A 25,847-nucleotide genomic window follows, 5' to 3' on the forward strand; every position below is an offset into this window, starting at 1 on the left:
GGCGCAATGACAACCATGCCACCGCCCGGGGACAGAATGACGCGAAGCTCTCCCTGATCACCTCACGGATCACCTCACCAAGGTGGGAAGGTTTTGCCTGGTCCCTACATGGGCGCGCTCCTTTGGCCTTGCCGTCGCCCAGCATACGCTGTTCCTTGTGGTGGTGCTTGGGGCGCTGTACTTGCTCCGCCGCACCGAGGCAAGGATCCGCTACGTCGTGGCGATGATCGGGTTTGTCAAGCTTCTGCTCCCTCTCTTTGTGCCTGGGCCTGATCTCTTTTCCACTGCGCCTCCTCCGGGCGATGTCAGCGTGGACGCGGTTGTAGTGGAGCCAGCGGCGCTGCCTCCCCAGGCCACCCCTTCTGCACCGCAACTGAGCCTGGCGGGAGCACTCTTTATTCTCTGGGCATGCGGCGCCTTGGTCTCCCTGTTGCTTCCCGTGCTGCACACCGCGCGTCTTTTGCACCGACTACGCCTTAGGACAACGCTGTCACCCTGGGAGCACAAGCCAGAATGGCGCCCGCTGCGGGTTTTTGCCAGCCCATTAGTGAGCTTGCCACTGAGCGTGGGCCTGCGCTGCCGCACGGTTTTCGTGCCGCCTGAGTGGCAGGGCTGGCCCGCCCGGACCAAGGATGTGACGATGTACCACGAGTTAGCGCACGCCGCGCGGGGCGACAGCTGGGCGCAACTGGCACAAGTGATCACCCGCGCAATCTATTTCTTCCACCCGTTCGTTTGGGTGCTCTACCGCCTGGCGGAGGACTACCGCGAGATGGCGTGCGACGACAGGGCCCGCCAGGCAGCGCAAGTGTCAGCCGTGGAGTACACCCGTCAGCTACAGCAGCTTGCAGGGGCTGTGCTTGGTGCCGAGCACGGTAGCGCCGGCGTCACGGCCCTGCTCAGGCAGAGGAACAGGCTGCTGCGCCGGGTGCAGTACCAAATGGAGGACAAAGCCATGAGAAAGGCCGCACAAAGACGCGCGCTGGCAGTGGTGGTGGCCCTTGCCCTGTTGGTGTTCTCGCTGTCGTTCTACTGTGGGAAGAAAGCCCCTCAAGCCGACACGGGGACGATCAAGGGCTTTGTGACAGAGGCGGCCACCGGCACACGGATAGCAGGGGCACGCATTGCCCTGGTTGGGACGCGCCTCAGCGCGCGCACGGACGAGAACGGGGAATTTGCCATCCCAGACGTGCCACCAGGGACCTACATAGTTGAAGCCCAGGCCGCAGGTTATCATGTCCACCGCATCGAGGCCTTTGCGGTGCAGGGCAACACGGTCCACATGCTTGCCCTCAATCTGCCCAAGAGCGGAGAGCCTGCCAAGCAATTGGGCACACCTCCCGTCGTGTTCGTCGCCTGGGACGAACCTCCTGAGCCTATTGGCGGCTTTCAAGCGATTCAAGCCAACCTGCGCTACCCGGAGGAGGTGAGAAAGGCTGGGATTGAGGGCAAGGTCTACGTGATTGCCGTCATCGACAGCAACGGGACGGTGCGACAGGCCTACGCGCAGCCGGACACGACACCCGCCCACCTGCTGCTCGAGAAGGCGGCCCTGGAGGCTGTGAGCAACGTAGCCTGGAAGCCTGCCAGGAAAGAGGGACGACCTGTGGCAGTGCAGATTGGCGTCCCCGTCATGTTTAAGGTAAAGGGGGGCATCCCGCAGAACTTCCCGTGCAGCCCGGCGCTGCAGGCTGCTTCTCGCCTTACAATGAGCCGCCAGAACCAATCGGCGGATTGGCGGCAATTCAGCAAAACCTGGTTTATCCCGAGCAGGCCAAACAAGCCGGAATCGAAGGAAGGGTCCTGGTGATTGCAGTGATCGACAGCAATGCACGCGTCGAGCGCGCATGGGTACAAGACGGTGGATTCATGGCGGGGTACGGCTTGGAAGCGGCGGCCATTGAGGCGGTCCGTAGCACACCTTTCACCCCCGCAAAATACAACGGAAAACCGGTGTCAGTGCAGATTGGGATACCAGTCATCTTCAAGCTCGATGCAAGGGTCGCCTACGACACTCCACCGACCGACGCCCCGGGGAGGATTCGAGGAGCTGCAGCGCAACTTGGTCCACCCTGATGAGGCTCGCCGTGCAGGTGTGGAAGGCAAAGTCCTAGTCCGGGTCTTGGTCGACAAGGAGGGACGCGTTGTCTCGGCAACCGTACAGCAGTCGTTAGAGCCAAGCTGCGACGAAGCGGCCGTCCCCGCGGTGAGGGCAACCAGCTGGTCGCCCGCCCTCAAGGACGGCAAGCCAGTGGAGGCGAGTACCTCGGTGCCGGTCGTTTTTCGCCTAAAGAACGAGTAGTGGCCCTGTTGGGAGGGTGCCGACCCGGTACTCTCCCCTTTTTCCTTCTGGGCTCTTGGGGGGATCCGCTTTCGCTCAGCTCCCGCAAGACGCCACAATTGCTTGCGCCCCCGAGGGCTTTCCTTGCGCGGCGCACGGCCCTCTCCCCGGTCTGCGGCGCTTGTCCACCGGACAGGCGGGTTTCACCTCGGCGTTTTTCCCCTTGCAATTGACGACTATTTTGCTAACTTTGCAGAGCACCAGGAACCGGCTCTTGCAAAAACGGAAAAGGACGGCGCATGGGCTTTTCTGCCATTGACTACGTGCTGCTTCTGCTCTATTTGGTGTCCATTGCTTGCTTTGGCATCTGGATGGGGCGCAGGCAAAGAGACGCGCGAGACTATTTTCTCGGCAGCCGCACCCTCCCCTGGCCGGCGGTCTGTTTCTCGGTGGTGGCAGCCGAGACCAGTACGCTCACCTTCATCAGCATTCCGGGTTTGGCATACTTGACCAACCTGTCGTTCTTACAGGTGACCTTCGGCTACCTGCTTGGGCGCATCGTGGTCAGTGTGCTTCTTCTTCCAGCCTACGCCCGTGGAGAGGTGAGCACCGCCTATGCCTTCTTGGAGCGGCGTTTCGGCCAAAAGACGCGGCGCTTTGCCTCGCTGGTCTTCCTCTTCACCCGCCTGGCTGCCGATGGGGTCCGCCTCTTTGCCACTGCCATCCCCCTCAAGTTCATCCTGAATGTGGACTACCCGGTGGCGATCGGCATCCTGGCGGTGGTGGCATTTGCCTACACCTTTGCCGGCGGCGTGCGCAGCGTGATCTGGATCGATGCCGTGCAGATGTTCATCTACCTCGGCGGGGCCTTGGCAACTGCGGCCATCATTTTGACACACAGCGAAGGGGGAGTGACTGCCACCTTCAGTCGGCTGCTCGCAGAGGGGAAGCTGCAGGTGTTCGATCTTGGCTTTGGCAAGGCCTTCCTCCAAAAGCCCTATTCATTGCCTGCGGGTCTGCTGGGAGGGGCTCTGCTCTCCATGGCCTCCCATGGCACCGACCAGCTCATCGTGCAGCGCATCTTGACCACCAGGAACATTGCCAATGCCCGCAAGGCGCTGATCGGCACCGGGATAATCATCATCGGGCAATTTGCGATTTTCCTGATAGCGGGCGCGCTGCTCTACGCACATTTTGCAGGGGCGCCGCTTGCGAGCCTTGGTCTGCTGCGGTCAGATGAGGTCTTTCCCTACTTCATCGTGCACGCTCTGCCCAGCGGTGTGGCGGGGCCGGTCATTGCCGGCCTGTTGGCTGCGGCCCTTTCCACCTTGGCCGGTTCCATGAGCTCCATGGCGTCGTCGGTGGTCTTCGACCTGGGGCGAATGGGCCGCGCAGACGAGCGTGCCGGCTCAGGGCTGCGCTTGGCTCGCCTGGCCACGGCTGGCGCTGCAGCAGCGCTGGTCTTGTCGGCGTTGCTCTTCATGAGCTCCACGCGCGCGGTGGTGGAAACGGCGCTGAGCATTGCCTCCTTCACCTACGGAGGACTCTTGGGCACCTTCCTCCTGGGCATCTTCTCACGGAAGGCGAGTCAAGAGGACGCCCTGGCCGCCTTTGTGGCCGGCATCCTGGTGATGATTACGGTCATTTCCCTCAAGCTGGTGGCTTGGACTTGGTTCACCTTCATTGGTGTCGTGACCACCTTGGCCGTTGGCAAGCTTCTGTCGGCGCTGTCTGAGGGCAGGTCAGAGGCCAGGCCTTAGGGGTGATCTGTGGGTGCGGGTCGGACGCCACCACCGGAGGATTGGGCTGCGGGCAGATCAGTTCCTGAACTTCGCCGGTTGCCGTCCGGCTGTGTACTTTTGCAACAAATGACAGAACAAACAGCCAAGAATTTGAGAAATTCGCTATTGACAATGGCGCGAAGAGTGGGTATATTTACAGCGTGAGTGTCCAGGATGGGCGATGCTTCGCGGGGCAGCCGTGGGAACAAGCAAGGAGGAAAGGCAGGCCAAGCGAGCCGGCCCCCCGGATGAAAGTGCCTTTGCGGCGAACCTCTGCCAACTGCAGTGAGACTGGCGCTGCACAGGCGCAGCGTAAAGCCCCCCATTCCTCGGTAGGTCCGCCGCGCAGTTTCTCGCCGCTCGCCCATTGCACCTTAACTGGAGGAGGGCACATGCCATGAGAAAGGTCACGATTTTCGTCGCCGTGCTCGTCATGCTCGCAGCGACCGTCGGCCGCGGGCAGATACCCCAGACCATGAGCTACCAGGGGTTACTCACCGACGCCAGCGGCCACCCGGTTCCTGATGGCACGTACGCGCTCACCTTCAGGCTCTACGACGTGGCCACAGGGGGGACGGCGCTGTGGACTGAGACGCAGCCAGTAGTGGTCAGCGGCGGCGTGATGAGCGTCACCCTGGGAGCCCTCATTCCTCTGTCGCTGCCTTTTGACCGCCAGTACTGGCTGGGGATCGCCGTCGGTACGGAGCCCGAGCTGATGCCCAGGATACAGTTGACCTCTTCCCCCTACGCGTTCGCGGCGCGCGGCGTGTACGGCACCGGAAACGTGTTTCCGGCAGCGGGGTCAGTGGGTGTCGGCGTCACCTCTCCTGGTGCCTCTTTGGAAGTCGCCGGCGACATGATTGTGCGCGTAGCCCACGACGCCGGTACCGTGGAGCCCGGGACCAAGCTGCTCATCCACGGAGCCGATGGTCACCTGCTGACCAAGACGGTGCGCGAGGTGACATTGCAGGGGCCTCCAGGGCCGCAGGGGCCGGAGGGTCCGCAAGGCCCTCCCGGGCCGCAGGGTGAGAAGGGCGAGCGAGGCGAACCTGGTCCGCAAGGCATCCAAGGGCCTCCAGGACCGCAGGGGCCAAAGGGCGACCCTGGCGATGTAGGGCCGCAGGGCCCCCCGGGACCACAGGGACCTGCGGGACCTCAGGGGCCGAAGGGGGACAAAGGGGACAAGGGGGACAAGGGCGATCCCGGCCCGCAGGGGCCGCAAGGTCCCGCTGGCCCCCAAGGACCTGCTGGACCGCAGGGGCCTCCTGGACCGCAAGGCCCGGCAGGTCCACAGGGGCCTCCCGGGCCAATCGGTGGCAACGATGGCCAGGTGGTGTACAATAACGGAGGGGTCGCCGGCGGCGCGGATATCTACTATGACGACGTGCGCAACCGCGTGGGCATCGGCACCGAGACCCCCAAGGGCAAGCTCCATGTGCGTAGCGAAAGCATCGGCGTCACCGGCTCGCACGTGCCGCGCCGCGGCCTAGTGCTGGAGGGCGAGACCACTGCCCTCTACATCATCAGCAACCGCCAGAGCACCGGCGGCTCCGGCTTGACCTTAGGCGAGGTGCACGAAGGCACGTTCATCGACACCTGGTCGCTGGACAGGCAATCCAACGCCCTGGGCGACGGCAACATGCGCCTGCGCTACGGCACCGACCCCAGCCACTGGCATAACACCGCGCACCTCGTGGTGACCAAGACAGGACTTTTTGGCTTTGGCACTGAGGCGCCCACCGCGCGCGTAGATGTGAACGCCGCCACCGGCTACAACCAGCTCCGCCTGCGCACCTCTTACACACCCACTGGCACCGAAGACCCGAATGGCAATGTGGGCGACATCGCCTGGGACAATGACTACATCTACGTTAAGACCAGCGCCGGGTGGAAGCGCGCCGCATTGAGCGTGTGGTAGCCACACGGGCGAGGCGGAATTGCATGCCAGGCATGGCATGAAGGAGGCAGTCATGAGATCGCTCATCGTCACCATGCTGCTGCCGGCGGCGCTGGCAGTTGAGGCCGTAGCGCAACACCGCATCCCATGGGGCACGCTGTCCAACGGCGGAGGTGTAAGCAGCGGCACCACCTACTGCGCCAAAGTAGTCCTTGGGCAACCAGGCATTGCCCAAGGCGGTGGCACGGCCTACACCATCCGCAACGGCTTCTTGTTCATCCTGGCGGAGCTAACCCCGGCAACTGGCGTACCTGCTGCCGAAGGCCAAGTGCCTGCGGAGTTTGGGTTGGGACCGAACTTCCCCAACCCGTTCAACCCGAGCACGACCATTCCCTTTAGCCTCAAGACCAGGTGCTTCGTCACCTTGCGTCTGTTTGACGGCTTGGGAAGGGAGGTGGCCACTCTGGTGCAGGGGAATCTTGAGCCAGGCCGCCACACAGTCATCCTGGATGGTAGCGCCCTGCCCAGCGGCGTGTACTTCTACAGGATAGAAGCAGGCCCGTTCGTCGCGCTGCGCAAGGCCACGCTGCTGAAGTAGGCGCAGACCAATGCGGCAAATCCCGGCAGGCGTCCTCGTGGCGCCTGCCGCTCTTTTTGCGCACCTGGTGCACATTCCTCTTGAAAAGGCCACCACAAATTCGCATATTTAGGCAGCAGCACAAATGCCAGAATGGAGACCGCCTCCAAGAAGCGAGCCAAAGCATCTCTCCCCTGAGCGCGTACGTGCTGGAATGCCGAAGGAGCCACGCATCGCGCACCACTTCTGACTCGCCGCAATGGACTTCTCCCTTCTTCCTGCTGGCAGCGAGCGCCTACACGAGCAGGGTATCCTCGCCATACACGAGGAAGAGTTCCTCCGCCTTCTTCCTGTGGATGAACATCGGGCGTGGCAGCTCTTTGTGAGTGACTACTCCGCGTTCATCCTCCGGCTCATCGGCCATTTCGTCACCGACTATGACGATAGGATGGAGCTCTACCTCTTCGTCTGCCAGAGGTTAGCTGCTAACCGCCTGCGGAGGCTCAAGCGCTTCGTTTGTGACCCGTATGCACCATGCAAGTTGACCACCTGGCTCGTCCCGGTCATCCGCAACCTGGTCATAGATTGGTTTCGCCACAAGGAGGGGCGCAAGCGGCCGAGCAGGTGCATTGCCGCCCTGCCAGAGCTGACGCAGATGGTTTTCAAGTACTGCTATCAGCAGGGGTACACGCCGGGAGAAGCGTTCGAGCTCATCAGAACCAGGCACGACCCGCGCCTGCGCTTTGAGGAGGTGAGCAGAGCCCTCGATCAGATTCACGATGCCTTGGCCGGGGCCAAGATGTGGGCAGTGGCGAGAGCCATGCTGCGCAACGCACCAGCCTATCCCGTGGAAGGCGAGCGTGCGTCAGAGGATCGTCCTGAAATCGAGCTCTCGGCTCCCGAGGCACCGCCGGACATGGAAACACAGATGGTGCAGCTTCGCCGCACCCTGCAGGAAGCCATCGAAAGCCTGCCTGCGCACGAGCAGTTGCTGCTGCGGCTGCGGTTCGAGGAAACCCTTTCGGCCTCGGAGATCGCAGACCTCCTTCATCTGCGCGACAGCCGCGCGGCTTACCAGGGCATCCGCCAGGCCATAGGGCACCTGCGCAAACGGCTCCACGAAAGCGGCTGGCAAGCGGAGGATTTCTCGGTCTTGTTAGAGGGTGAGAGGCCCTAATTTGCAGAGCTTGTCCGTTTAATTATTTCGCAAGCCGGAAAAATTCCCTCGTGCTAAGCCAGGGAGTTCAGCATGCAACACTTGACCATTGGCCGGCTCCTGGCCACTCCGGAGCTTGGCGGCAGCGAACCACTTTCACCTGCGGCGAGGCAGCATTTGGCGCAGTGCTCGCGTTGCAGGGAGACGTACACCCTGGTAGCAGCTGCCGCCACAGAAGTTCGACGTCAGCAGCTCAGCCGTGGTGCCCCCGAGACAGCCTGCCTCTCCGAAGAAGAAATCGCCGCCTATCTCGAAAGCGGTTCAGAGCGGGAGCAGGTTGAACTGCACCTGCTGAGGTGCACCCGTTGCCTCCAGGCCGTGGTGGACACCTACCGGATGCTCGGCACGGCAAGCGAACAGGAGCCAGTGGAGGTGCCGGCCTGGGCTCTGCGCAAGGCGAGGTCATTGGTACGTCCGAGACCAGGGGATGCATTAGCAAAGTTCCTCACGCGAGCATGGGAGGCATTGGGGAGGACTTCTCTGGGCTGGCGATGGGCTGTCGCTGGAGGAGCAGCAATCCTCGTGCTTGCCGCCGTGCTCGTGGGCAATCCTGAGCTGCGAAGCCGCCTCCGGCCAGGGGAGGCAACCAGGGTTGCCGCATTGCAGCAGGGTCGTCCGACTCTCCTGTCGCCAGCGCGGGGCAGTTTGGTTGAGTCAGAAAGCATCCAGCTTCGTTGGCAGACGGTACCCAGGGCCCTTCGCTATCGCGTAGTGGTGCTGAACGCCATCGGCGACACGGCATGGACAGGGCAGACCTCCGCAGTGCAAACCACGCTCGCTCGCGGCGCCACTCCCCTGAAGCAGGGGGAGACCTATTTCTGGACGGTGAAAGCGCTCATGCCGGACGGGAACACCGTTTCTTACGAACTGGGTTACTTCCAGGTGGCCTGGCCGTAGAAGGCGACAACTACCGTGCGAAGCCTCGTCCTCATCCTCCTGTTGGTGGTTTTGCAGGCCGTGTCTGCGTGGACAGTGGCCACTGCGCAAGAATGGTTCTCGGAGGACTTTTCCGCCCCAACGCTAAGTACCGCGTGGCCAATATCCACCTGGTCGGGCACGCCGTGGTCGTACCACGTCCCCTCGCGCTTTTCCCTTTCCGCACATCCCGGACATCTCAGGTTCTTGCTCGGCGCCATGGTGTTGGACCGTCCCCAGCCTTCCTTCAGTGGCTATTGGCACTATCCCTCACTTGAGCTCAGGCGAAGAATCACGGGCAGCCGCTGGGTGTGCCTTCTCAAGGTCACCTACTTCCTGCCGCTGGCCAACATGCGCGAGTTCTACACTGACATCTGCTTTGGCAACCCAGAGGAGCCGGCCGGCCTTTTGCGCTTAGCCCGGTGCAGGGACATTGAACCGCGTTTCGACCGGCACATCGCGACAGTGAGAAGTGGCGACCGTGCCGCCCAGGCCTCCATGCTCCACCCGGATGACCAATGGGGCAGCGCGCTCTTCACCTACTACTACCGCATCGTACGAGAAGGCCAGACACTCACCGTGCAATGGAGCGCGGACGGCCATGCGTACACGACCGCCCTCGTTTTCAACATGGGGCTGCAGATGAGCAGGAGCGAGCAGTGGCTGGCCATCCGCGGCACCCCATGGTTCACGCCCTCCGACTCGTTCGCCGACTACATCATCCTTGCGCCCCCGGGTGGAGCAGCAGAATCGGTCAATTCCTTGCTCGAGCACGCCTGTGCCGAGGCAGCTATCAAGACCGGCCAGTCTGTCCCGGCATCCGGTCACGCGCGGCTTGCGCGCTTGGCGCGCCTGGTGCAGGAAACCGAGCAGGTGACCCGCCACCTGCTGGAGGAGGAGTTCAAGGCAAGCTTTGTAACCAGCAGGGTGTGGGTCTACGAGGAGGTGGTTTCCACCCTTTTCGAGTTGCACCAACGCCAGCCTGGACATGGGTACCAGCGAGAGGCCTTTCGCTACGCCGCGAGGGCAAAGGCCCGCGCCTTTCTCCTGCTCCTTGCCGAAGGGCACGTGCGCGTGCGCGAGGGATCTTCACCCGTGCTCCTGGCGCGCGAGCAGGAGCTGATGGAGCAGGTGGCCTCGGTAGAGGCGCGGCTGGCCCGCTCCACCGTCACGGAGGCAGACAAGAGACAGCTGGCGCGGGACCTCTCGTCTGCCATCACCGCGCTCGGAAAGCTGCGCACTGAGATCATGCAGGAGAACGCGCGTTACGCGCAGCTCTCTTACCCCGAGCCGTTGCCCACAGATAGCATCCAGAATGACTTGCGTGATGGGCAGATCGTGGTGCTGCACCCCGGTCGCACCCTGGGCGCCATCGAGTTCAATAAGGTGCTCTGCGACCAGGGCTGCAAGGCGGAGGTCACTGTCGCGGAAGCCGGCACATTCATCTACGCCAGCCGCTCCGACGGCCCGGCCCAGGCGCGCGTCTTCCGCATCAAGGATGCGGTGCCGTTGGCTGCGCTGCCGGCCACGCGCACGGCGCAAGTCCTGGCAGCCCTGGCGCCGGTTTACCCGCAGTTCATTGACGGGATCAATGTGCTGCGCACCGGGCTCGACAATATGGGGGCCATCTTCCACCCGGCCCTGACGTTGCTCAACGCCGGGCGCATCGAGTCCACACACGGCGACTATGAGTTCTATATCGAGGGGGTGACACCGTCGGTGGCGCGGGTGCTGGAGGCGTTGGACCGGGAACGGGTGACTGTAGCGGCGTCGCTGGGCATCCGCGCACAGACCGCCCAAGAGTGGCTCAAGATGGCCTACGACGCCGAAGGTGAAGACCTCAACGAGGCGATCCACAACCAACCGGGCTACTACGGCATTAAGGCGCCCAGTACGCTGAACCATCGTTACATCTTCGAGGACATTCCGATGAGCCTGGTGCCGATCGCGGCGCTGGGCCAACACTATGGCGTCTCGGTGCGTGGGATGGATGCGATCATCCGCCTGGCGTGCATCATCCACCGCACCGACTACTGGCGCCGCGGCCGCACGCTGGAAAAGCTGGGGATCAACCGGCTCAGCGTGACTGAATTGACGCAGTTCGTCGAGGACGGCCTGCGCTGTTGGGAGGAGTAAATTATGTCTGGTATTGCGGGCATCGAGCGCACGGGCGCGCGAGCAGAAGTAGAGGAAATGTTGAGCCGGATCGGTCATCGCGGGCCGGCTGGCCGAGAGATCATTGAAACGGGAACGGCGACCCTGGGCCTGGTGTTTTCTGAAGGCGAGACCGAGGTAGGCGAAGACCTGCGCAAGCGGAACATCCTGCGGGATGGTGAGGGCTACAGCCGGCTGGCTGAGGCGCGCAGCGCCGGCGACCGGTTGACGTTGACACGCGATGCACTAGGCGTCGCGCCACTTTACTACGGTCGGAAGGCCGATGGTGCGTTGTGCTTCGCCTCAGAAGTTAAGGCGCTTCTGCCGCTCACCGGCCATATCCAGGAGTTCCTGCCGGGCAGCTTTTACGATGGCGTGCAGACTCAGACGTACTTTCGGTTGACGCAGCAGCCACCTCTCCTGATATCGCCCTCGCGCATGGCCCAGGATCTACGCGGCCACCTGGCCGCGGCCGTGGAACGCCACATCGGCAACGGTGAGGTCGGCGCCTGGCTTTCGGGAGGTCTGGATTCCAGCGCCATGGCCGCCCTGGCCCGCCCGCATGTGGATCGACTGCACACCTTCGCCGCTGGATTGGCTGGCGCACCCGATCTAGCGTACGCGGCCGAGGTGGCTGCATTCATCGACGCGGATCACCATGAGGTCGTGATCACGTTGGACCAGATGCTGGCCGCCTTGCCTGCGGTCATCTACCATCTGGAGTCTTTTGACGCGCTGCTGGTGCGTTCGAGCATCACGAACTACCTCGTAGCGAAAGCCGCCTCCGACTACGTGCCCGCCGTCTTCTCCGGCGAGGGGGGTGATGAGCTGTTTGCAGGTTATGCGTATCTCAAGGCACTCGATCCCGCCAAGCTCCCCGCCGAGCTGATCGACATCATCGGGCGCCTGCACAACACGGCGCTGCAGCGGGTGGACCGCTCCGCGTCGGCGCACGGTACGGTCGCGCATGTCGCCTTCCTCAACCCCGACGTGGTGGCGTACGCGTTGCAGATTCCGGCCGAGTTCAAGCTGCGGGATGGTGTGGAAAAATGGATCCTCCGCCGAGCGTTGGACGGTGCTCTACCCGAACGGGTGCTAAACCGCACCAAGTTCTGGGAGGGCGCCGGCGTAGGTGAGCTGCTGGCCGAGTACGCCGAGGGACGGGTCAGTGACGCTGACTTTCGTGCCCAGCGCGCCCTGGCCAACGGGTGGACGCTGAATACAAAAGAGGAGTTGCTGTACTATCGCATTTTCCGCGAGCATTTCGGTGAGTTGGAGGACCTGGCCTGGATGGGCCGCACCAAAGGCGCGCCCCTGGATACATGAAGGTTGGCCCGAATCCCATTCGTGAAACGCCGGACGGCAACTCCGCTCGGCTCAACACCTGCAGTGAGTTCGCCTAGCTGCCACAGAGCACATACCCCAGGTGAGGTGCATGCCGCTCTCACAAATAGCTGCCTGCCTTGTGAGCGCCAATCGAATGCCCGCACCAAGTCAGCCCAACGCGACACGCCAAGCAGCAGTCGCACCGGCAGCCGGTCCACGCTCATCTGGCGCCGCGCCGCGGCATTCATGGGGATACGCTACGAGCAGATCATGGATGCAGATGGCGCCGACTTCCGCATGGAACGCATGCTGCCCGACGCCTATGCGGCCTTGAGGTACTCGCGGATTAACAGCGCGGCCGTCGCGCCCTCGCCTGTGGCGGCAGCGACCTGCTTGGTGCTGCCCGCGCGCACGTCACCCGCGGCGAAGATGCCCGGGAGACTGGTCTCCAGCAAGCCAGGCTCGCGTTTCTCGAAGCCGCGCGGACGAGCGCCGTCGTGCACCAGGTCGTGCCCGGTAACGAGGAAGCCCGAGCGGTCGCGCCGGAGCTGCTCGGGGTTCAGGAACCCGGTGTTGGGGGTCAAGCCGATGAAGACGAAGACGCCTGCGGGGTGGATGACCTCGGTGCTGGCGGCCTGGCTGTCTCGGATCGTGACCGCCTTGAGCTTGCCGCCCGCACCGTCGAAGCGCACGACCTCGGTGTTGAAGCGCACCTCGATCTTGGGATGACGCAACACTTTTTCCTGGATGACTTGGCTGGCCTTCAAGCGGTCGCCGCGGACAAGCAGCGTCACTTTCTCGCTCAGGCTGGCCAGGAAGAGGCTCTCTTCGGCGGCGCTGTTGCCGCCGCCGAGAACCGCGACCGGCAGACCCTTGTAGAACGGGCCGTCGCACGTGGCGCAGAAGTGGATGCCGGCGCCGATGAAGTCGTTTTCGCCCGGTGCGCCCAGGCGGCGATAGCGGCTGCCGGTGGCCAACAAGAGCGCGCGAGCGCTGTACTCGCTGCCGTCGGCTGTGGCCACACAGTGATAGTTGTCGTGGCTGTGCACATCAACCACGTCCTGCGCCTGCAGCATCTCGACGCCGAAGCGAGCGGCCTGCTGGCGCAACTGATCGGCGAACTTCGCGCCTTCGATGCCCTCGACGACACCGGGCATGTTGTCCAGGCGCTCGGTGGCGGCGGCCTGGCCGCCCAGCGCAGCGCGTTCGATCACCAACGCGGCGATGCCCTCGCGGGCCGCGTAAAGCGCCGCGGTCAGCCCGGCCGGCCCACCGCCGACCACGATCAGATCGTAGTGGCTGCGCTCGGCGGTCAGCTTCAAGCCCAGTTTGGCAGCCAACGCGGCATTGGAGGGTTCTACCAGGAGCGTGCCATCGGCGAACTCGATGGTCGGGATGATGCGTTTGCCGGCGTGTTTCGCCAGCACGTAGGCCTCGCCCGCTTTGTCCTGCTCGATATCCACCCAGCGGTAGGGGATTTGATGCTCGCCCAGGAACTGCTTGCTGCGGCGGCAGTCGGGACACCAGTACGCGCCGTAGATGGTGATGCCGGGTTGAATCATTGCTCCACCTTCACACCGCGCCAGAACGCGACGTAGTTCTCGATCTGCCGGGCGGCGTCCTTCGGTTGGAGATAGTACCAGGCTGCACCGGCATTGATTTTGCCGTCAACGACCACATCGTAATAACTGGCTATGCCCTTCCAGGGGCAGGTAGTGTGTGTGGCGTTATCGGCGAAGTGTTCGCGCCGGATAGCATCCGGTGGGAAGTAGTGATTGCCTTCGATCACAATGGTCTGATCGCTCTCGGCCAGGATGACCCCGTTCCAGGTGGCTTTCATGCTGTGACTCCCTCTCTCTATGACGAGCACCTTGCATTTGACGAAAAACGGGCACGCACGGCGCTCGGTTGAGCAGCCAGCGCGCCCGCAGCTTCACTCCTCGTTGCCGCGCCGCCCTTACGCTTGCTGGACGAATTCGGCCTCGATGTGGACGTTGATCTCTTTGCTCACCAGCCAGCCGCCGGTCTCCAAGGCCACATTCCAGGTCAGGCCCCAATCTTCGCGATTAATCTTGGCGTTAGCTTCAAAACCCAGCGCCGTGGCGCCCCACGGGGACTTGGATGTGCCCAGGTATTCCACGTCAAGCACCACCGGCTTGGTCACGCCGCGGATGGTCAGTTCACCATGAAGCTTGGCCGTCGCTTCACCGGTGCGTTCGACACGGGTGCTCTTGAAGACCAGTTCAGGGAACTCGGCCGCGTTAAGGAAGTCGGGGGACTTCAGATGGGCGTCGCGCTGGGCGTCACGCGTGTCGATGCTGCTGGCGTCTATTCGTGCTTCAACGGTGGTGTTCTCCGGCTGGTCCTGGTCCAGATTGAACTCAACTGTGAACTTCTGAAATTCGCCTCGCGCTTTCGATAACATCATGTGGCGCGCCACAAACTGAACGGAACTGTGGGAAAGATCGAGTTGCCAAGTCATTGTATTTCTCCTCGCGTCTGCTGCTTCGATTGTATAGCCAGAGGATACCCGCTGGCCTCACCCCTTCTGACGTCAGGTGTGCGGCGGATCTTACCCCGCGACTACGCGCTCTCCACTTCGGCTTTCAGGGCAGCCAGAAGCGCCTCAAACTCCTCTCGACATTCGGCACAGCGGTCCAGGTGGTCCTGGACCAGCGGCATGGCATCGGAGGCGTTCTTGCCTGCCAGGTGCAGGTCGGCGAAGCGGTCGAGCTGCTCGTAGCATGCATCGCACCCGATCTCATCCGGACGCGTGGCGGCGACCATGCTCACCATCTGGGCAAGCTGGTCCGGTTGCAGTGGGGTCATGTGGGCCTTTTGCTTGCCCCCCGTAATTCTGGCCCAAAGTCGTCGCATCATATGTACTTCGCTCAGCTCTCAGCAAACATCGCCAGCAGTTCGTCTGGCGACAGTCCCTCACGCATCATCCGACCCTGCAACCGTTGGCGCGCGTCGTGTAACAGCTTGTACATGGCATTGCGATTCGTGCCCATGCGCTCCGCGACCTCTTGCAGGGGCATGCCGCCCTGCATCACCGCCATCATCGCCTGCCGTTGTTTGTCGGTCAGTTCCTCGGCAATCATGCGCTGGATTTTCTCCATCATCATCGTCCGGACTGCGATCTGTCCGGGGTCCGGAGACTTGTCGGTCAGCGCATCCGGCGTGAAGTCGGACTCTTCGTGCTCGGCCATCAAGTCTTGCAGTGAAACATCGCGCCAGCGGCGGCGGCGCAGACGGGTGGATTGGTCAGCGTTGGCGGCGTGAGCAATCCGGGCGGCAACATCAACCTCGTTCCGGGAGCGAACATCGCCATTGCCTCCGATGATGCGGCCAACACTATCACCATCTCGGCGGCCGCCGCCGCTGGCAACACATTGGAACAGGCCTACAACCAGGGCGGACCAGGGGCAGGGCGAACCATTACCGCCGATGCTGGAGCCGTGAATATTGCAGGGCCAGACGGGTTGACGGTGAACGGCAACGTCGGAATCGGACTCACCGGCCCGGCCGCCAAGTTGCACGTCGCCGGCGGAAACGTCTACCTCGAGAACGACCTGAACCTCTGCTGGAGGAATGCGGCTGGCACGTCATACCCGAGAATACTCGAACTGAACGCTTCCGACGGCGTGTTCGTGGGGAGCAGCGCCGCCACTGGCGGGTTGCAGATACAGAGTGGCGATGACATCAAGTTCGTGAGCGGTGCAAACACCCTCATGCACCTGGAGAAGAGCACCGGTTACGTCGGGATCGGCACAACCGTCCCAGCGCAGAAGCTGGACGTCGCCGGCACGGTGCAGATGGCCGGCTTCAAGATGCCCACCGGCGCGGCAGCAGGACGCGTGCTGACCTCTGATGCCTCAGGCGTGGGGACGTGGCAGGCGGCTCCTGCGACCGGAGACATAACTGCGGTCAATGCCGGGGCAGGACTGGCTGGAGGCGGTGCCTCAGGGGACGCCACGCTTTCGCTTGCTGATGGAGGTGTGAGTACGGCGAAGATCGCGGACAACGCAGTGACTACAGGTAAGATTGCGGATGGCACTATTCAAACCACTGACCTCGCCTTTCCCGTGCCAGACGGGCACTCTCTTGATGCGGCGGATGGCAGTCCGACAGATGCGGTCTATGTGGATAATGCTGGCAAAGTGGGCGTCGGTACAAGTACACCTTCAGCTAAGTTGGATGCTGTAGGAAGTGTCCGTGTGCTCCCTGGTACAGGAACCTACTATCCAACAACTGGCAAAGGCCTGGAGCTCAATTACTCTGACGCCACCGACATAGGAAGTGTCGCCGGTTATGACCGTGGTACAAGTATGTACAAGACACTCTGGCTAAGGGGAAATCCAACAATCATCAACTATGCTGGGCCTGGATACAACGTGGGAATCGGACTTATCAACAACCCCACTGAGAGACTTAGTCGATGGGACGGTAAAGATGACCGGCTTCAAAATGCCGACCGGCGCGGCAGCAGGACGCGTGCTGACCTCGGACGCCTCCGGAATGGGTACCTGGCAACCCGTCGCCGGGGGAATTGGTGGTAGTGGCACGGCTAATTACATCCCCAAATTCACAGCAGGAACCACTCTTGGCAATTCAATAATGTACGAAACCGGTGGAAAAATCGGTATCGGGACGACAACACCCAATAACCTATTGACGTTGCGCTCTGCCGGTCCCTGGATTGAATTTCAGGATAGCGACGGAGGCAATTATTGGGTTATTGGAGCTTATGGAGGAAACTACTTTGCTTTGACTGAAGCGACTCCTGGTGGTATGGGATACACGAGACTCACTGTCAAAGAGGGTGGCAACCTGGGAATAGGGACGACATTCCCCGCCAACATCTTGCCAGTCCAGCAATCCTCCGCCACCGACCCGATCGCCGATACATGGACGACTTACAGCTCGAAGAGATGGAAGACAAATGTCAATCCAATCCAGGGGGCTTTGTCTAAGGTCCAGAGCTTGCGCGGCGTTTCCTTCGATTGGAAGGCAGATGGCAAGCACGACATCGGGCTGGTGGCCGAGGAAGTGGGTGAGGTCATCCCAGAGGTGGTGACCTACGAGGAAAACGGCAAAGATGCCAGGTCTATTGACTACGGCCGGCTGGTGGCAGTATTGATTGAGGCGATAAAGGAACAGCAGCAGGAGATCCAAAGACTCGAGGCCGCTGTGCAGTCGCTTAGCCAGAAGAAATAGGTTCTTTCGCCTTTTTTGACGCCCCACACGGATCGCCGATGGCTCGGCCTCGCCAACACTGCCAGTTACTGCGACGAGGGTTTGCTCCTCTGTAGCGCGGAGAGAAGAAAGCTCCGCGAGATCCTGGCCGGCAGCCCGCATCATGAGCGGAAAAAGCAGGGACTTGCCCTGCTTTTTTTGTTTGCGAAAATCGCGCCGCTTGTCCGTTCATTACAATTGGAACGAAGCGGTGGCCTTGGGCACCGCCTGCGGGACGCGCTCAGCCACCGGAAGAGCATGTAAGCCCGCGTCGATGCGCGCGGGAGGAAGCCGCATGTCTATGCAAGGAGACAAGCGATGCGCACGCGTGCACAGATCGTGATATCAGTCGTGGTCGCAGCGGCGCTGCTCTCGGCGCCGCACATAGGAATGCAAGCAGCCACCAAGAGTGGTGCAAACTCCGCGCGAACGGCGCCGGGTGATGGTTCCGGACTCCGGGCAACTGGTCAGTCGGGAGGTGGATTGACAAGCACGGTCACCGTTCTAAGTACTGCCTCGTTTCGCTCTTACGGCTACGGCGGCCTTTTCTGCGGGCCCGGCGGCGCCCCAGTGGATGCCGGTGTGAATCTTAGTGGCCTGGATTCGTGCACGGTGCAGGTGGTAGCCACCGGAGTCGTGCTCGCTGCGGGTGAGGCCTTGCACAACCCGGATGGGACAATAGTCAGTGGCACTTTCCGGGCCCCAGGAGGACGCACCTACGGTCCTGGAAGTTGTGCCCCAGGAAGCAGCGCCGCCGCCGGGCTCCCCGTGCCCTCAGGATGCTTTGGCAGCCTGATCGCTTTGTTTGTGGACGAAAAGCTGCACCCCATCGGAGGGCCTTTCCAGGCGGGGGCGTTCTGTGAGCTTCCCATTCCTGAGGGCGCCACTCGGCTGCTCTTCGCCATAAACGATGACGGATACTGTGACAACGGTGGATCCTTCCAGGTGGAGACCACCCTGTCGGCTGCGGCCCTCCGCCAGGCACCCATGGCAATGCTCCGCCAAAGTGCGGGGCAAGTCTCGATTAACGGGAGAGCCGTCCTCTCCGCTACGCCTCCGGCTTTTGCCGGCGACAACTTGGCCACGAGCCAAGGGAGTTCTTTTCTCATGGATCTACTTAGCGGATACCAATTCCGCAGCCTGCCAGGTACAGAGCTTTCCCTTCAGAGCGGCACATCCCCTGGTTGCCTACTGGGGTACAATGCGAAAATTGAGAAAGGTGGCGGCTTTTTCAAACGCCTGCACGATGTGTTGCATCCACCAAGCAAGTTCGAAATCAGAATGCCAACAACCGTAATTGCAGTTAGAGGCACCGCATTCAGTCTCTTCGTTGACGAACTGACGCACGAGACGACCGTGACGGTATTCGACGACACCGTTGCATTGCGGAGCGCCACAAGCAGCGAGCTCCTCGCTACCCTTTGGGCACGAGGTGACGCGCTCTGCCAACAGGCTGTAGTGGATGCCGAGGGGCATATTTCCGGACCCATGTGGGTCGACTGCGATAGCTCGAACTATTCCTTCCCGCCATACCAGGACATTCCTTTGGACACTGTGGCGCCGCACGTCGTGTCTCTCACCGACGTCACCTTGCCCGGTGGCGTCGTGAGCATTTCCGGACGGGTGCAGGACAATTGCGCCCCTCCATACCGCATTGCCGTCCGCGCCCGGCCAGGAACCCAGGAAAACGTTGCCGAACCCATTGTGGTCACAGGCCCTGACGACTCTGGGCTTTTCTCCGTGGAGGCCACCCCTGTGGATGGCTCCAAGCCAGCCTCTCTCCTGTTAGGAATCTCCGACCCGGCCAACAACGTCCTCTGGCGAGAAGTGGACATCGTCCTTCGGACCTATCGGACGGTCTACGTGGACAGCGCCAACACCTCCGGCGTTGAGGATGGTACCCAGGCCCATCCCTTCAACACCATCCAGGAAGGGGTCGATGCTGCCAGCGATGGGGACACAGTCAGAGTGGCCGCAGGCACGTACAGGGAGAGAATAGGGTTTCCGGAGGACATACACCTCACGCTCATCGGTGCCGGGCCTGGCGTTACCGTGGTGCGGCCTCCAACCTACGAGGGGGCCGCGTTACTCATCCGCGGGGATGCGACGGCTCAGGTTCGAGGAATGACTATTCGAAGAAGTACAAACGGGATCGACCTGGCGGAACATGCGCACTTGGTCCTCGAAGATTTCCTGATCGAATACTGTGAGCGTGGCCTCTCCACTTCGGACGAGGGCGCAGGAGTAACCGCGCGGCGGGGGAGAATCTCGGACTGCGCGATCGGCATCGACCTGTGGAACCACCTGCCGCTGCGCCTCACCAACATACTCTTCGAACGCATCGGAGGCGACCACGCCGAGGAGGCGGGAGTCATAGCCGACGGCACAGTGGAAATTGTCAACTGCACCTTTGCAGAGCACTACGGCGAGGATAACATAGTCCCGGCGGTCAAGATTGTCAGCGGCCTGGTCACCATCCGCAACACAATCATCTGGTACTGTGGAAAAGCCATCGAAGGGAACGTAGGGGAGTGCCAGGTGGAGTACTCGTGCTTCAGCCAGTTTCCTGTAGGCCCCTGGTACCGGGACACCTCGCAAGGAGGTACCAATCTCCCTTGTGGCACCGACCCCATGTTCGTCGCTCCTCATTACCCAGACTATGATTATCATCTTCTGCCAACCAGCCCGTGCATCGATGCAGGGGACCCCGCTGACGACTACTCCTTGGAGCCGGAGCCTAACGGCGGACGCATCGACATGGGGGCGTACGGAAACACACCGGAGGCGACCTCCAAAAGCCTGGGGGCCATCTTGGCACTGCCGGACACCAGCGCAGCCCCAGGTACCACCGTCGTCCTCCCAATCACCGTCTCCACCGACTCTGCCATTGCATTGGCCCAGTTCGTTGTCGAATTCGACTCGGCCGTCATCGCCTTTCAGAACGCGCAGGTGGGGCCGGGCGCCCCTGGGTTCTCCGTCAGCCTGGTCAACCGAAACCTACCGTTCCCCCCTGAGCACGGAATGAGCCCGAGCAGGAACAACGTCCTGGTACAAATCTCTGGTGGTGGAGGCGCATCGTTCACGGCCTCCGGGAAAAAGGTGGTTCTGCTTCACTTTGTGGTGACCGGTCCTCCCGGGTGGGGGTGCAGCCTCCGTTTCGACACCAGACCGTCCCACTGCTTCTTGACCACGCGCAACTTGACAGACATTCAGTCGGAACGGATTCGTTTCATCCAAGGTGCGTTTGCGGTGCCTGTCCACTTTTCGATCTCCGGATATGCCGGGTATTGCCCCACAGGTGGGCCGGTACCGCAGGCAGAAGTGGTGTTGGACAATCAATCGCTCGGCGTCACCGGGCAAGACGGCCGGTATCATCTCCCGTCGGTGCTTACCGGGACTCATACGTTGGCCCTGCAGAAGAGTGGCCACACAGCCGGTGCCATCTCAGGCGCGGACGCCATAGCTGTGCTAAGGCACTTGGCCTTCCTGCCGCCTGCACTTGGCGCCTGCAAGTTGCGCGCAGCCGATGTGACCCTGGACAAAGCGGTCACCGGTGCCGATGCCTTGGCACTTCTTCGCTATCTGGCCTTTTTCCCCACGAACGTCGGTCACACGGGCAGTTGGACTTTTGCCCCTGCCGAGACGACCTTCACCCTGCTCGCCGATGCCTTGCTTGATTTCGTTGCGACTCTCCTGGGAGACGTGAATGGCAACTGGACCCCAAGCCAGGGCCTTCCTCTTGCCCTCGTGAGCGCAGGGGAGGGCGCTGCCTCGCAGCCCAAGGCTATCCTTGCTGCGCCCGCCGTAGGAAGCACCCCTGGAGAGTTGGTCACCGTGCCGGTGACCTTGAGCACCGACTCGCTCGTGGCCCTGGCGCAGTTTGTCTTGGAATACGACTCAACGGTGGTCACGTGCGACACGGTTGTGGTCGGTGCCGATGCAGCAGGCTTCTCCTTGTTGGTGAACCGCAAACTGCCATTTCCTCCTTCGTGTCCGGGCACGAACAAGAACGTCCTGCTACAACTCAGGTCATCGGATCCCGCCTGGGGAATCACTGGCACAAACCGCCAGATTGCGGTTCTGCGTTTTCTGGGCGTTGGCGCATTCGCGAGCGTCACGCCGCTGGCCTTTGATCCGCGACCCGAACGCACGTTCCTGACGACTCCGGGGTTAGCAGACCTGTGCGGGAGCGATTTAGAGTTCGTGAACGGTCAGATCAGCCTCCCGGTCGAGCTCCTCTCCTTTTCAGCGGAAGTGGACAGGGGCATGGTCCACCTGTGCTGGGTTGCGGAGCCCGAGGCCAATCTGCTCGGCTTTGAGGTGCACCGCAGCCTGGACCGGGCCCACTTTGCCAGCGTAGGGTTCGTGCCTGCCCACCGGTCCGCCGCGCCCGCACAAGTCTATCGCTTCACGGACACGCCGGCCATCAGCGGCGTCTACTACTACCGCCTGGTGCAGAAAGATGCCGACGGTTCGTCGACCTGCTCAGGTTGGCTGGAAGTCATGGTCTCGCCCCCCAGGGAGTCCCGCCTGCTCCAGAACCACCCCAACCCGTTCAACGCCCAGACGGAGGTGCGCTTCCAGCTGGCGCAGGCGTGCCAGGTGGTGCTGACCGTGTGGAACGTGCAGGGTCAGCAGATTCGCAAGCTACTGGAGGAGGAACGGGCGGCCGGCTATCACACCATTCACTGGGACGGAAAGAACGAGGGGGGTCTGGCAGTAGCCTCGGGGGTGTATCTCCTGCGCATGAAAGCGGGAACGGTTGTGGAGACGCGTAGACTCCTGCTCATGCGCTGACACAACGCTTGCTGGGCGGCACGCTTCCAGGCACGCCGTCCAGTCCCTCGCCAAGGGCAAGTCACCAAGGGCCAGGCAGGAGAAACCTGCCAGGGCGGGCTGTCTTGTTTCTTGCCTGAACTCTACCTCCGACTGGGCCATGTCCTGCCCACTTCACCTTCTTCTCCGCCTTGTGCAACCAGCCGATTCCGCCACTATGAACCGTGATGTGCCCCACGGGCGGCTTCGTTTTGCTCATCCTTTTGCCAACCATAGCAGCGCTGGGCGTACCCGGTGTCCCCGTGGCATGCGCTGGAGCTGACAAGGGCGCTGCGGCCTGCCACCTCCGCCAGGCCTTGCACAAAGCTCTTGCAATTGTGCGCATTTTTGCTATATTGCCCTGCAAGAAAACAGCTCCACGCAAGGGAAGCTCGGTTACTCAAATGGTAGTTCGTGTGGAGGAAGTGAGGATGGGCCACCGCATTCTTCGAGGCATTACCCTTAAGTTTGCATTTGTATCTTTGCTGGCACCGCTCGCCGTGCGCGGCGGCGAACTCCGTGCCCTCTGGGTCACGCGCTGGGACTATCGCACAGCCGAAGACGTGCGCGCCATCGTGCAAAACGCCGCCCAGTACCATTTCAACACTCTCCTTTTTCAGGTCAGAGGAAACGGCACGGTCTGCTATCGCTCGAGCATCGAACCCTGGGCAGAGGAGTTTGGAAGCCAGGACCCGGGCTGGGATCCCTTGCAGATGGCCATCGACGAGGCGCACGCGCGGGGCATTGCGCTCGATGCCTGGGTCAACGTCTACCCGGGCTGGCGCGGGACGGCTCCCCCGGCCAACCCGCAGCAGCTCTGGAATTCCCACCGTGACTGGTTCATGGTGGATCCCGAGGGCGCCGTGCAACACCTTAACAGCCACTACACCTGGCTCTCCCCCACCAATCCGGAGGTACAAGCCTACCTACACAGGTTGTTCGTTGAGCTCCTCGAGCGATACGACGTAGACGGCATCCACTTGGACTACTTCCGCTTTCCAGGACCGGGCTTTTCATTTGACTTGCCTTCGCTCATGCAGTTTCGCCTGTACAACGATGGTCGCTCGCCTGCAGAAGCGCCGGCCGCCTGGGACGAATGGCGCCGCAGCGCCCTGACCCGCCTGCTCACCGTGCTCTATAGCACCGTCAAGGCTCGTAGGCCTGATGCGGTGGTCTCCAGCGCGGTGATCGGTGACCCGCAGACCGGCAAACAGCTTTTCCTGCAGGATAGCCACCGCTGGCTGGCCATGGGGATCATCGATGTCCTCTTCCCCATGATTTACACCAGCGACACTACCCTCTTTCGCCGCCTGGCCGCCGACCACCTCCAGGACGACAAAGGCCGCTTGGTCTGTCCTGGCATCGATGCCACCGCAGATTGGCGCACCCAGGTGGCGATAGCACGCCGCCTTGGCGCCCAGGGTTTTGCCCTGTTCTCCTACCAGGCCCTTTTCCCGAAGCACGCGGCCACCCCTGGGGCTGTCCAGAATCTGATGGCGGTGCAGCCCGAACCCACGCCGCTGCCTGAGCTGGCCTGGAAGACTTCGCCCAAAGACGTACAGGGGCCACTCATCCCGGCGTTGTTCACCGCCCCGCCGGTGGTCCGCGAAGGGGAGCCGTTCAAGGTGCTCTGCCACATCAGCGACCCGAGTGGTGTGTACGACGACAGTACCGGCTCGGAAGGCCAGGGTGTACACCTGGTGTGGAGCATGGCGGGCAAGGGAGAGGAGATGCGCGAACTCCGGATGTCTGCCCTGTCCTCGCAGGAGGGTTGGTACATCACCGACCAGGAGGTTCCAGCTCAAAGGGCAGGAACCGAGCTGCTGCTCCGCGTCTTTGCCAGAGACAACGCCGACCCCAAGAGGCGCAACCTCGGCTACAGTCCGGTCACGGCCATCGTGGTCGACTTCAGCCAGCCTCTCTTCTCTTGTCAAGGCGAGTATGGCCCGCTGGTGTGGAACGCCGCGGCGGTGGCAGTGGATTCCACTGGCCAAGTGTGGGTCAGCTCCCTTGAAGACCGCTGCGCCCATGTGCTTGCCCCAGATGGAAGCGAAAAAGACTCCTCGCCGGTGCGCGTGGGCCTCACCGCCAGCAATCAACTTGTGGCTCTGCGCAGTCCGACTACCCTGGCTGTGGACGGTCGGGGCGTCATCCACATCGGCTGTGCCACGTCCCCGGGGCTCATCTTCCGCTTTGGCCCTGACGGGCGAGGCCTCCCTGGCCTCGAGCTGCCCTATCCTGTGGGATGCATAGATTTCGACCGCTTCGGCCATGCCTTCGTCTCAGAGAGTGGCCGGGCGCTTTGGCACGTCTACGATGCCACCTGGCAGGAGATGGAAAACGGCCCTTTCGGGGATGGCTCAGTGGGAAATGGCTTAGCCGCTTCCCCGGATGGAAGCAGAGTCTACGTGGCCAGCGAGTCGGAAGGAACGGTGCAGGTATGGCGCGGCGAGGTTAGCGGCACGAGCTCCCAGTACCAGCGAGAAGGCAGCTTGCCCGTGCGCGGGATCGGCAAGGGCAGTGTCCATACCGACCGGCGAGGGACGGTCTTTGTTTCCCACATGCCTGCCGGCCGCATCACCGTTCTGGACGGGGAAGGGAACGTGGTCGGCTTTCTCCACGGTGGGTCGCCGCCCCTGCGTGCCCCCAAAAACGTTGCCCTCTGCGCTGCCGGTGATATCCTCTACGTCTTGGAAACCGGCGCTGCCGGGCCGAGCAGGCTGAGCAGGTGGGTGCGAGCGCCGGGAACCTCCCTCGGACGGCAGGAGCAGTAGGAAACAAGCCTGCACTACGGCAGGATAAGGGGTAGGGCTGCTTTCTCAGTCCCAATGGGCTTGGGGTTGGCGTAGCAGTACAGGCAGCCGCCCACGCAGCTCTTGTACCACCCGATGTCTATGCTTTCCGTGCAACCGCAAAGCGGCCTTTGTCCTGTGGCGCGCCGGGTGGAACAGGCCAACCCTCGCGGGTGCAGCCTCGTCAGAAGAAAGCCGTCGATGCACCGTGAAGGCGGCCAGCCCGGCACACAGCATCCGTGCACCCGCAATCCGAAGCGCGCGGCCACCTCCAACACCTGGCGCGCCTCCTCTGCCCAGGCCTCTGCGCTCGGCTCCTCCGGCTCTATGCCGGCGCGCCCTAGCCGGTTTGCCACTTTCCGGTAGACCTGCAACCAGCTCGTGGACACGTCGCGCACCCCAAGCGCGGCGCAGGCTGCGGCGATTTCGGCAAAGTGGGGCAGATTCGTGTAGCGCTGTCCGTCCGGGAGGCGCAAATGCACAATGGGGTCGAAGCGCAGCCGCACCCGCTCTGGGCTTCTGGTCAGCTCGATCACCCCCGGCAAGTGGGCCAGCGCCTCTTGGGCCGGAGGGATGCCTGGCTCCAGAAACGTCCCGCCCATGCCGGTGATGCTGTAGTGCACGTACAACTGCTCAAAGCGCAAGAGGGCCTTGCGCAGCGTGGCATGCAGCAGCAGGTTAGCGCCATTCTTGGTCCAGATGACGACGGTGTGCACTTCGTCCGGGGAGAATCTGCTCTGCAGGATGGCGGCCAGCTCATCCGGATAGCCCGCCACCATGTCTACGCGGCGACTTGCGGAGATGACTTTCGTGGTTGGAGGCCCGCCGCGCTTTGCGCGCTGCGCTTTGGTCATG

The 25,847-nt window shown here is 62.3% G+C and carries 19 protein-coding genes and 1 pseudogene; 13 read left to right on the forward strand and 7 right to left on the reverse strand.

Annotated features, from left to right (window positions below):
- Positions 1-82: 82 nt before the first annotated feature.
- The 4 genes from NUW13_07905 to NUW13_07920 all read left to right on the forward strand — a co-directional run bounded on the left by NUW13_07905 (position 83) and on the right by NUW13_07920 (position 4,041).
- Positions 83-1,810, forward strand: a complete 1,728-nt coding sequence (locus NUW13_07905) for a M56 family metallopeptidase (protein MCR4438949.1) — start codon at positions 83-85, stop codon at positions 1,808-1,810.
- Positions 1,807-2,076 carry an energy transducer TonB gene (locus tag NUW13_07910; GenBank protein MCR4438950.1) on the forward strand — a complete coding sequence of 90 codons (270 nt, stop codon included), beginning with the start codon at positions 1,807-1,809 and terminating at the stop codon, positions 2,074-2,076. Before NUW13_07905 ends, NUW13_07910 begins: the two co-directional genes overlap by 4 nt.
- A 19-nt stretch (positions 2,077-2,095) precedes the next feature.
- Positions 2,096-2,302 (forward strand): energy transducer TonB, encoded by a 207-nt coding sequence (locus NUW13_07915; GenBank protein MCR4438951.1) that lies wholly within the window; start codon positions 2,096-2,098, stop codon positions 2,300-2,302.
- A gap of 278 nt (positions 2,303-2,580) precedes the next feature.
- Complete coding sequence (locus NUW13_07920; protein ID MCR4438952.1) at positions 2,581-4,041, forward strand: sodium:solute symporter; 1,461 nt, start codon at positions 2,581-2,583, stop codon at positions 4,039-4,041.
- Between the two features lie 951 nt (positions 4,042-4,992).
- On the opposite strand, the pseudogene NUW13_07925 reads toward NUW13_07920, so the two are convergent.
- Positions 4,993-5,373 (reverse strand): annotated as a pseudogene (locus tag NUW13_07925) (hypothetical protein).
- 659 nt (positions 5,374-6,032) lie between these two features.
- Between NUW13_07925 and NUW13_07930 the strand changes: the two are divergent.
- From NUW13_07930 to NUW13_07950, 5 genes are all read left to right on the forward strand, one after another.
- Positions 6,033-6,557, forward strand: coding sequence for a T9SS type A sorting domain-containing protein (locus NUW13_07930; protein ID MCR4438953.1), 525 nt, complete (start codon positions 6,033-6,035; stop codon positions 6,555-6,557).
- A 238-nt stretch (positions 6,558-6,795) separates the two neighbouring features.
- Entirely contained in the window at positions 6,796-7,713 is a 918-nt protein-coding gene (locus tag NUW13_07935) for a sigma-70 family RNA polymerase sigma factor (GenBank protein ID MCR4438954.1), read from the forward strand.
- A 72-nt stretch (positions 7,714-7,785) separates the two neighbouring features.
- Positions 7,786-8,649, forward strand: coding sequence for a hypothetical protein (locus tag NUW13_07940; GenBank protein ID MCR4438955.1), 864 nt, complete (start codon positions 7,786-7,788; stop codon positions 8,647-8,649).
- Between the two features lie 15 nt (positions 8,650-8,664).
- Positions 8,665-10,803 (forward strand): NAD/NADP octopine/nopaline dehydrogenase family protein, encoded by a 2,139-nt coding sequence (locus NUW13_07945; GenBank protein MCR4438956.1) that lies wholly within the window; start codon positions 8,665-8,667, stop codon positions 10,801-10,803.
- A 3-nt stretch (positions 10,804-10,806) separates the two neighbouring features.
- Positions 10,807-12,147: an asparagine synthase-related protein gene (locus tag NUW13_07950; GenBank protein MCR4438957.1), complete on the forward strand. Its 1,341-nt coding sequence runs from the start codon at positions 10,807-10,809 to the stop codon at positions 12,145-12,147.
- Positions 12,148-12,467: 320 nt separating this feature from the next.
- Here NUW13_07950 and NUW13_07955 read toward each other — a convergent pair whose 3' ends face one another.
- From NUW13_07955 to NUW13_07975, 5 genes are all read right to left on the reverse strand, one after another.
- Positions 12,468-13,709, reverse strand: coding sequence for an FAD-dependent oxidoreductase (locus NUW13_07955; protein ID MCR4438958.1), 1,242 nt, complete (start codon positions 13,707-13,709; stop codon positions 12,468-12,470).
- Complete coding sequence (locus NUW13_07960; protein MCR4438959.1) at positions 13,706-13,987, reverse strand: DUF427 domain-containing protein; 282 nt, start codon at positions 13,985-13,987, stop codon at positions 13,706-13,708. Before NUW13_07960 ends, NUW13_07955 begins: the two co-directional genes overlap by 4 nt.
- A gap of 117 nt (positions 13,988-14,104) precedes the next feature.
- Positions 14,105-14,629 carry a YceI family protein gene (locus NUW13_07965; GenBank protein MCR4438960.1) on the reverse strand — a complete coding sequence of 175 codons (525 nt, stop codon included), beginning with the start codon at positions 14,627-14,629 and terminating at the stop codon, positions 14,105-14,107.
- Positions 14,630-14,730: 101 nt separating this feature from the next.
- Positions 14,731-15,027: a hypothetical protein gene (locus NUW13_07970; GenBank protein ID MCR4438961.1), complete on the reverse strand. Its 297-nt coding sequence runs from the start codon at positions 15,025-15,027 to the stop codon at positions 14,731-14,733.
- An 11-nt stretch (positions 15,028-15,038) separates the two neighbouring features.
- A complete protein-coding gene (locus tag NUW13_07975) occupies positions 15,039-15,359 on the reverse strand; it encodes a sigma-70 family RNA polymerase sigma factor (GenBank protein ID MCR4438962.1) in 321 nt (106 codons plus the stop codon).
- A gap of 51 nt (positions 15,360-15,410) precedes the next feature.
- Here NUW13_07975 and NUW13_07980 point away from each other — a divergent pair, with 51 nt between their 5' ends.
- The 4 genes from NUW13_07980 (at position 15,411) to NUW13_07995 (ending at position 24,974) form a co-directional block, all read left to right on the forward strand.
- Complete coding sequence (locus NUW13_07980) at positions 15,411-16,709, forward strand: hypothetical protein (protein MCR4438963.1); 1,299 nt, start codon at positions 15,411-15,413, stop codon at positions 16,707-16,709.
- Positions 16,669-17,367, forward strand: a complete 699-nt coding sequence (locus tag NUW13_07985; GenBank protein ID MCR4438964.1) for a tail fiber domain-containing protein — start codon at positions 16,669-16,671, stop codon at positions 17,365-17,367. The genes NUW13_07980 and NUW13_07985 overlap by 41 nt, the downstream gene beginning before the upstream one ends.
- A 501-nt stretch (positions 17,368-17,868) precedes the next feature.
- On the forward strand, positions 17,869-22,182 hold the full coding sequence (locus NUW13_07990; GenBank protein MCR4438965.1) for a T9SS type A sorting domain-containing protein: 4,314 nt from the start codon (positions 17,869-17,871) through the stop codon (positions 22,180-22,182).
- Between the two features lie 449 nt (positions 22,183-22,631).
- Positions 22,632-24,974 carry a family 10 glycosylhydrolase gene (locus NUW13_07995; GenBank protein ID MCR4438966.1) on the forward strand — a complete coding sequence of 781 codons (2,343 nt, stop codon included), beginning with the start codon at positions 22,632-22,634 and terminating at the stop codon, positions 24,972-24,974.
- Between the two features lie 14 nt (positions 24,975-24,988).
- Here NUW13_07995 and NUW13_08000 read toward each other — a convergent pair whose 3' ends face one another.
- On the reverse strand, positions 24,989-25,846 hold the full coding sequence (locus NUW13_08000) for a DUF1848 domain-containing protein (GenBank protein ID MCR4438967.1): 858 nt from the start codon (positions 25,844-25,846) through the stop codon (positions 24,989-24,991).
- Between the last annotated feature and the right edge of the window lies 1 nt (position 25,847).

It is taken from the genome of candidate division KSB1 bacterium (assembly GCA_024655945.1).
In the GTDB taxonomy this organism is placed as follows: Bacteria; Zhuqueibacterota; Zhuqueibacteria; order JANLFK01; family Oleimicrobiaceae; genus Oleimicrobium.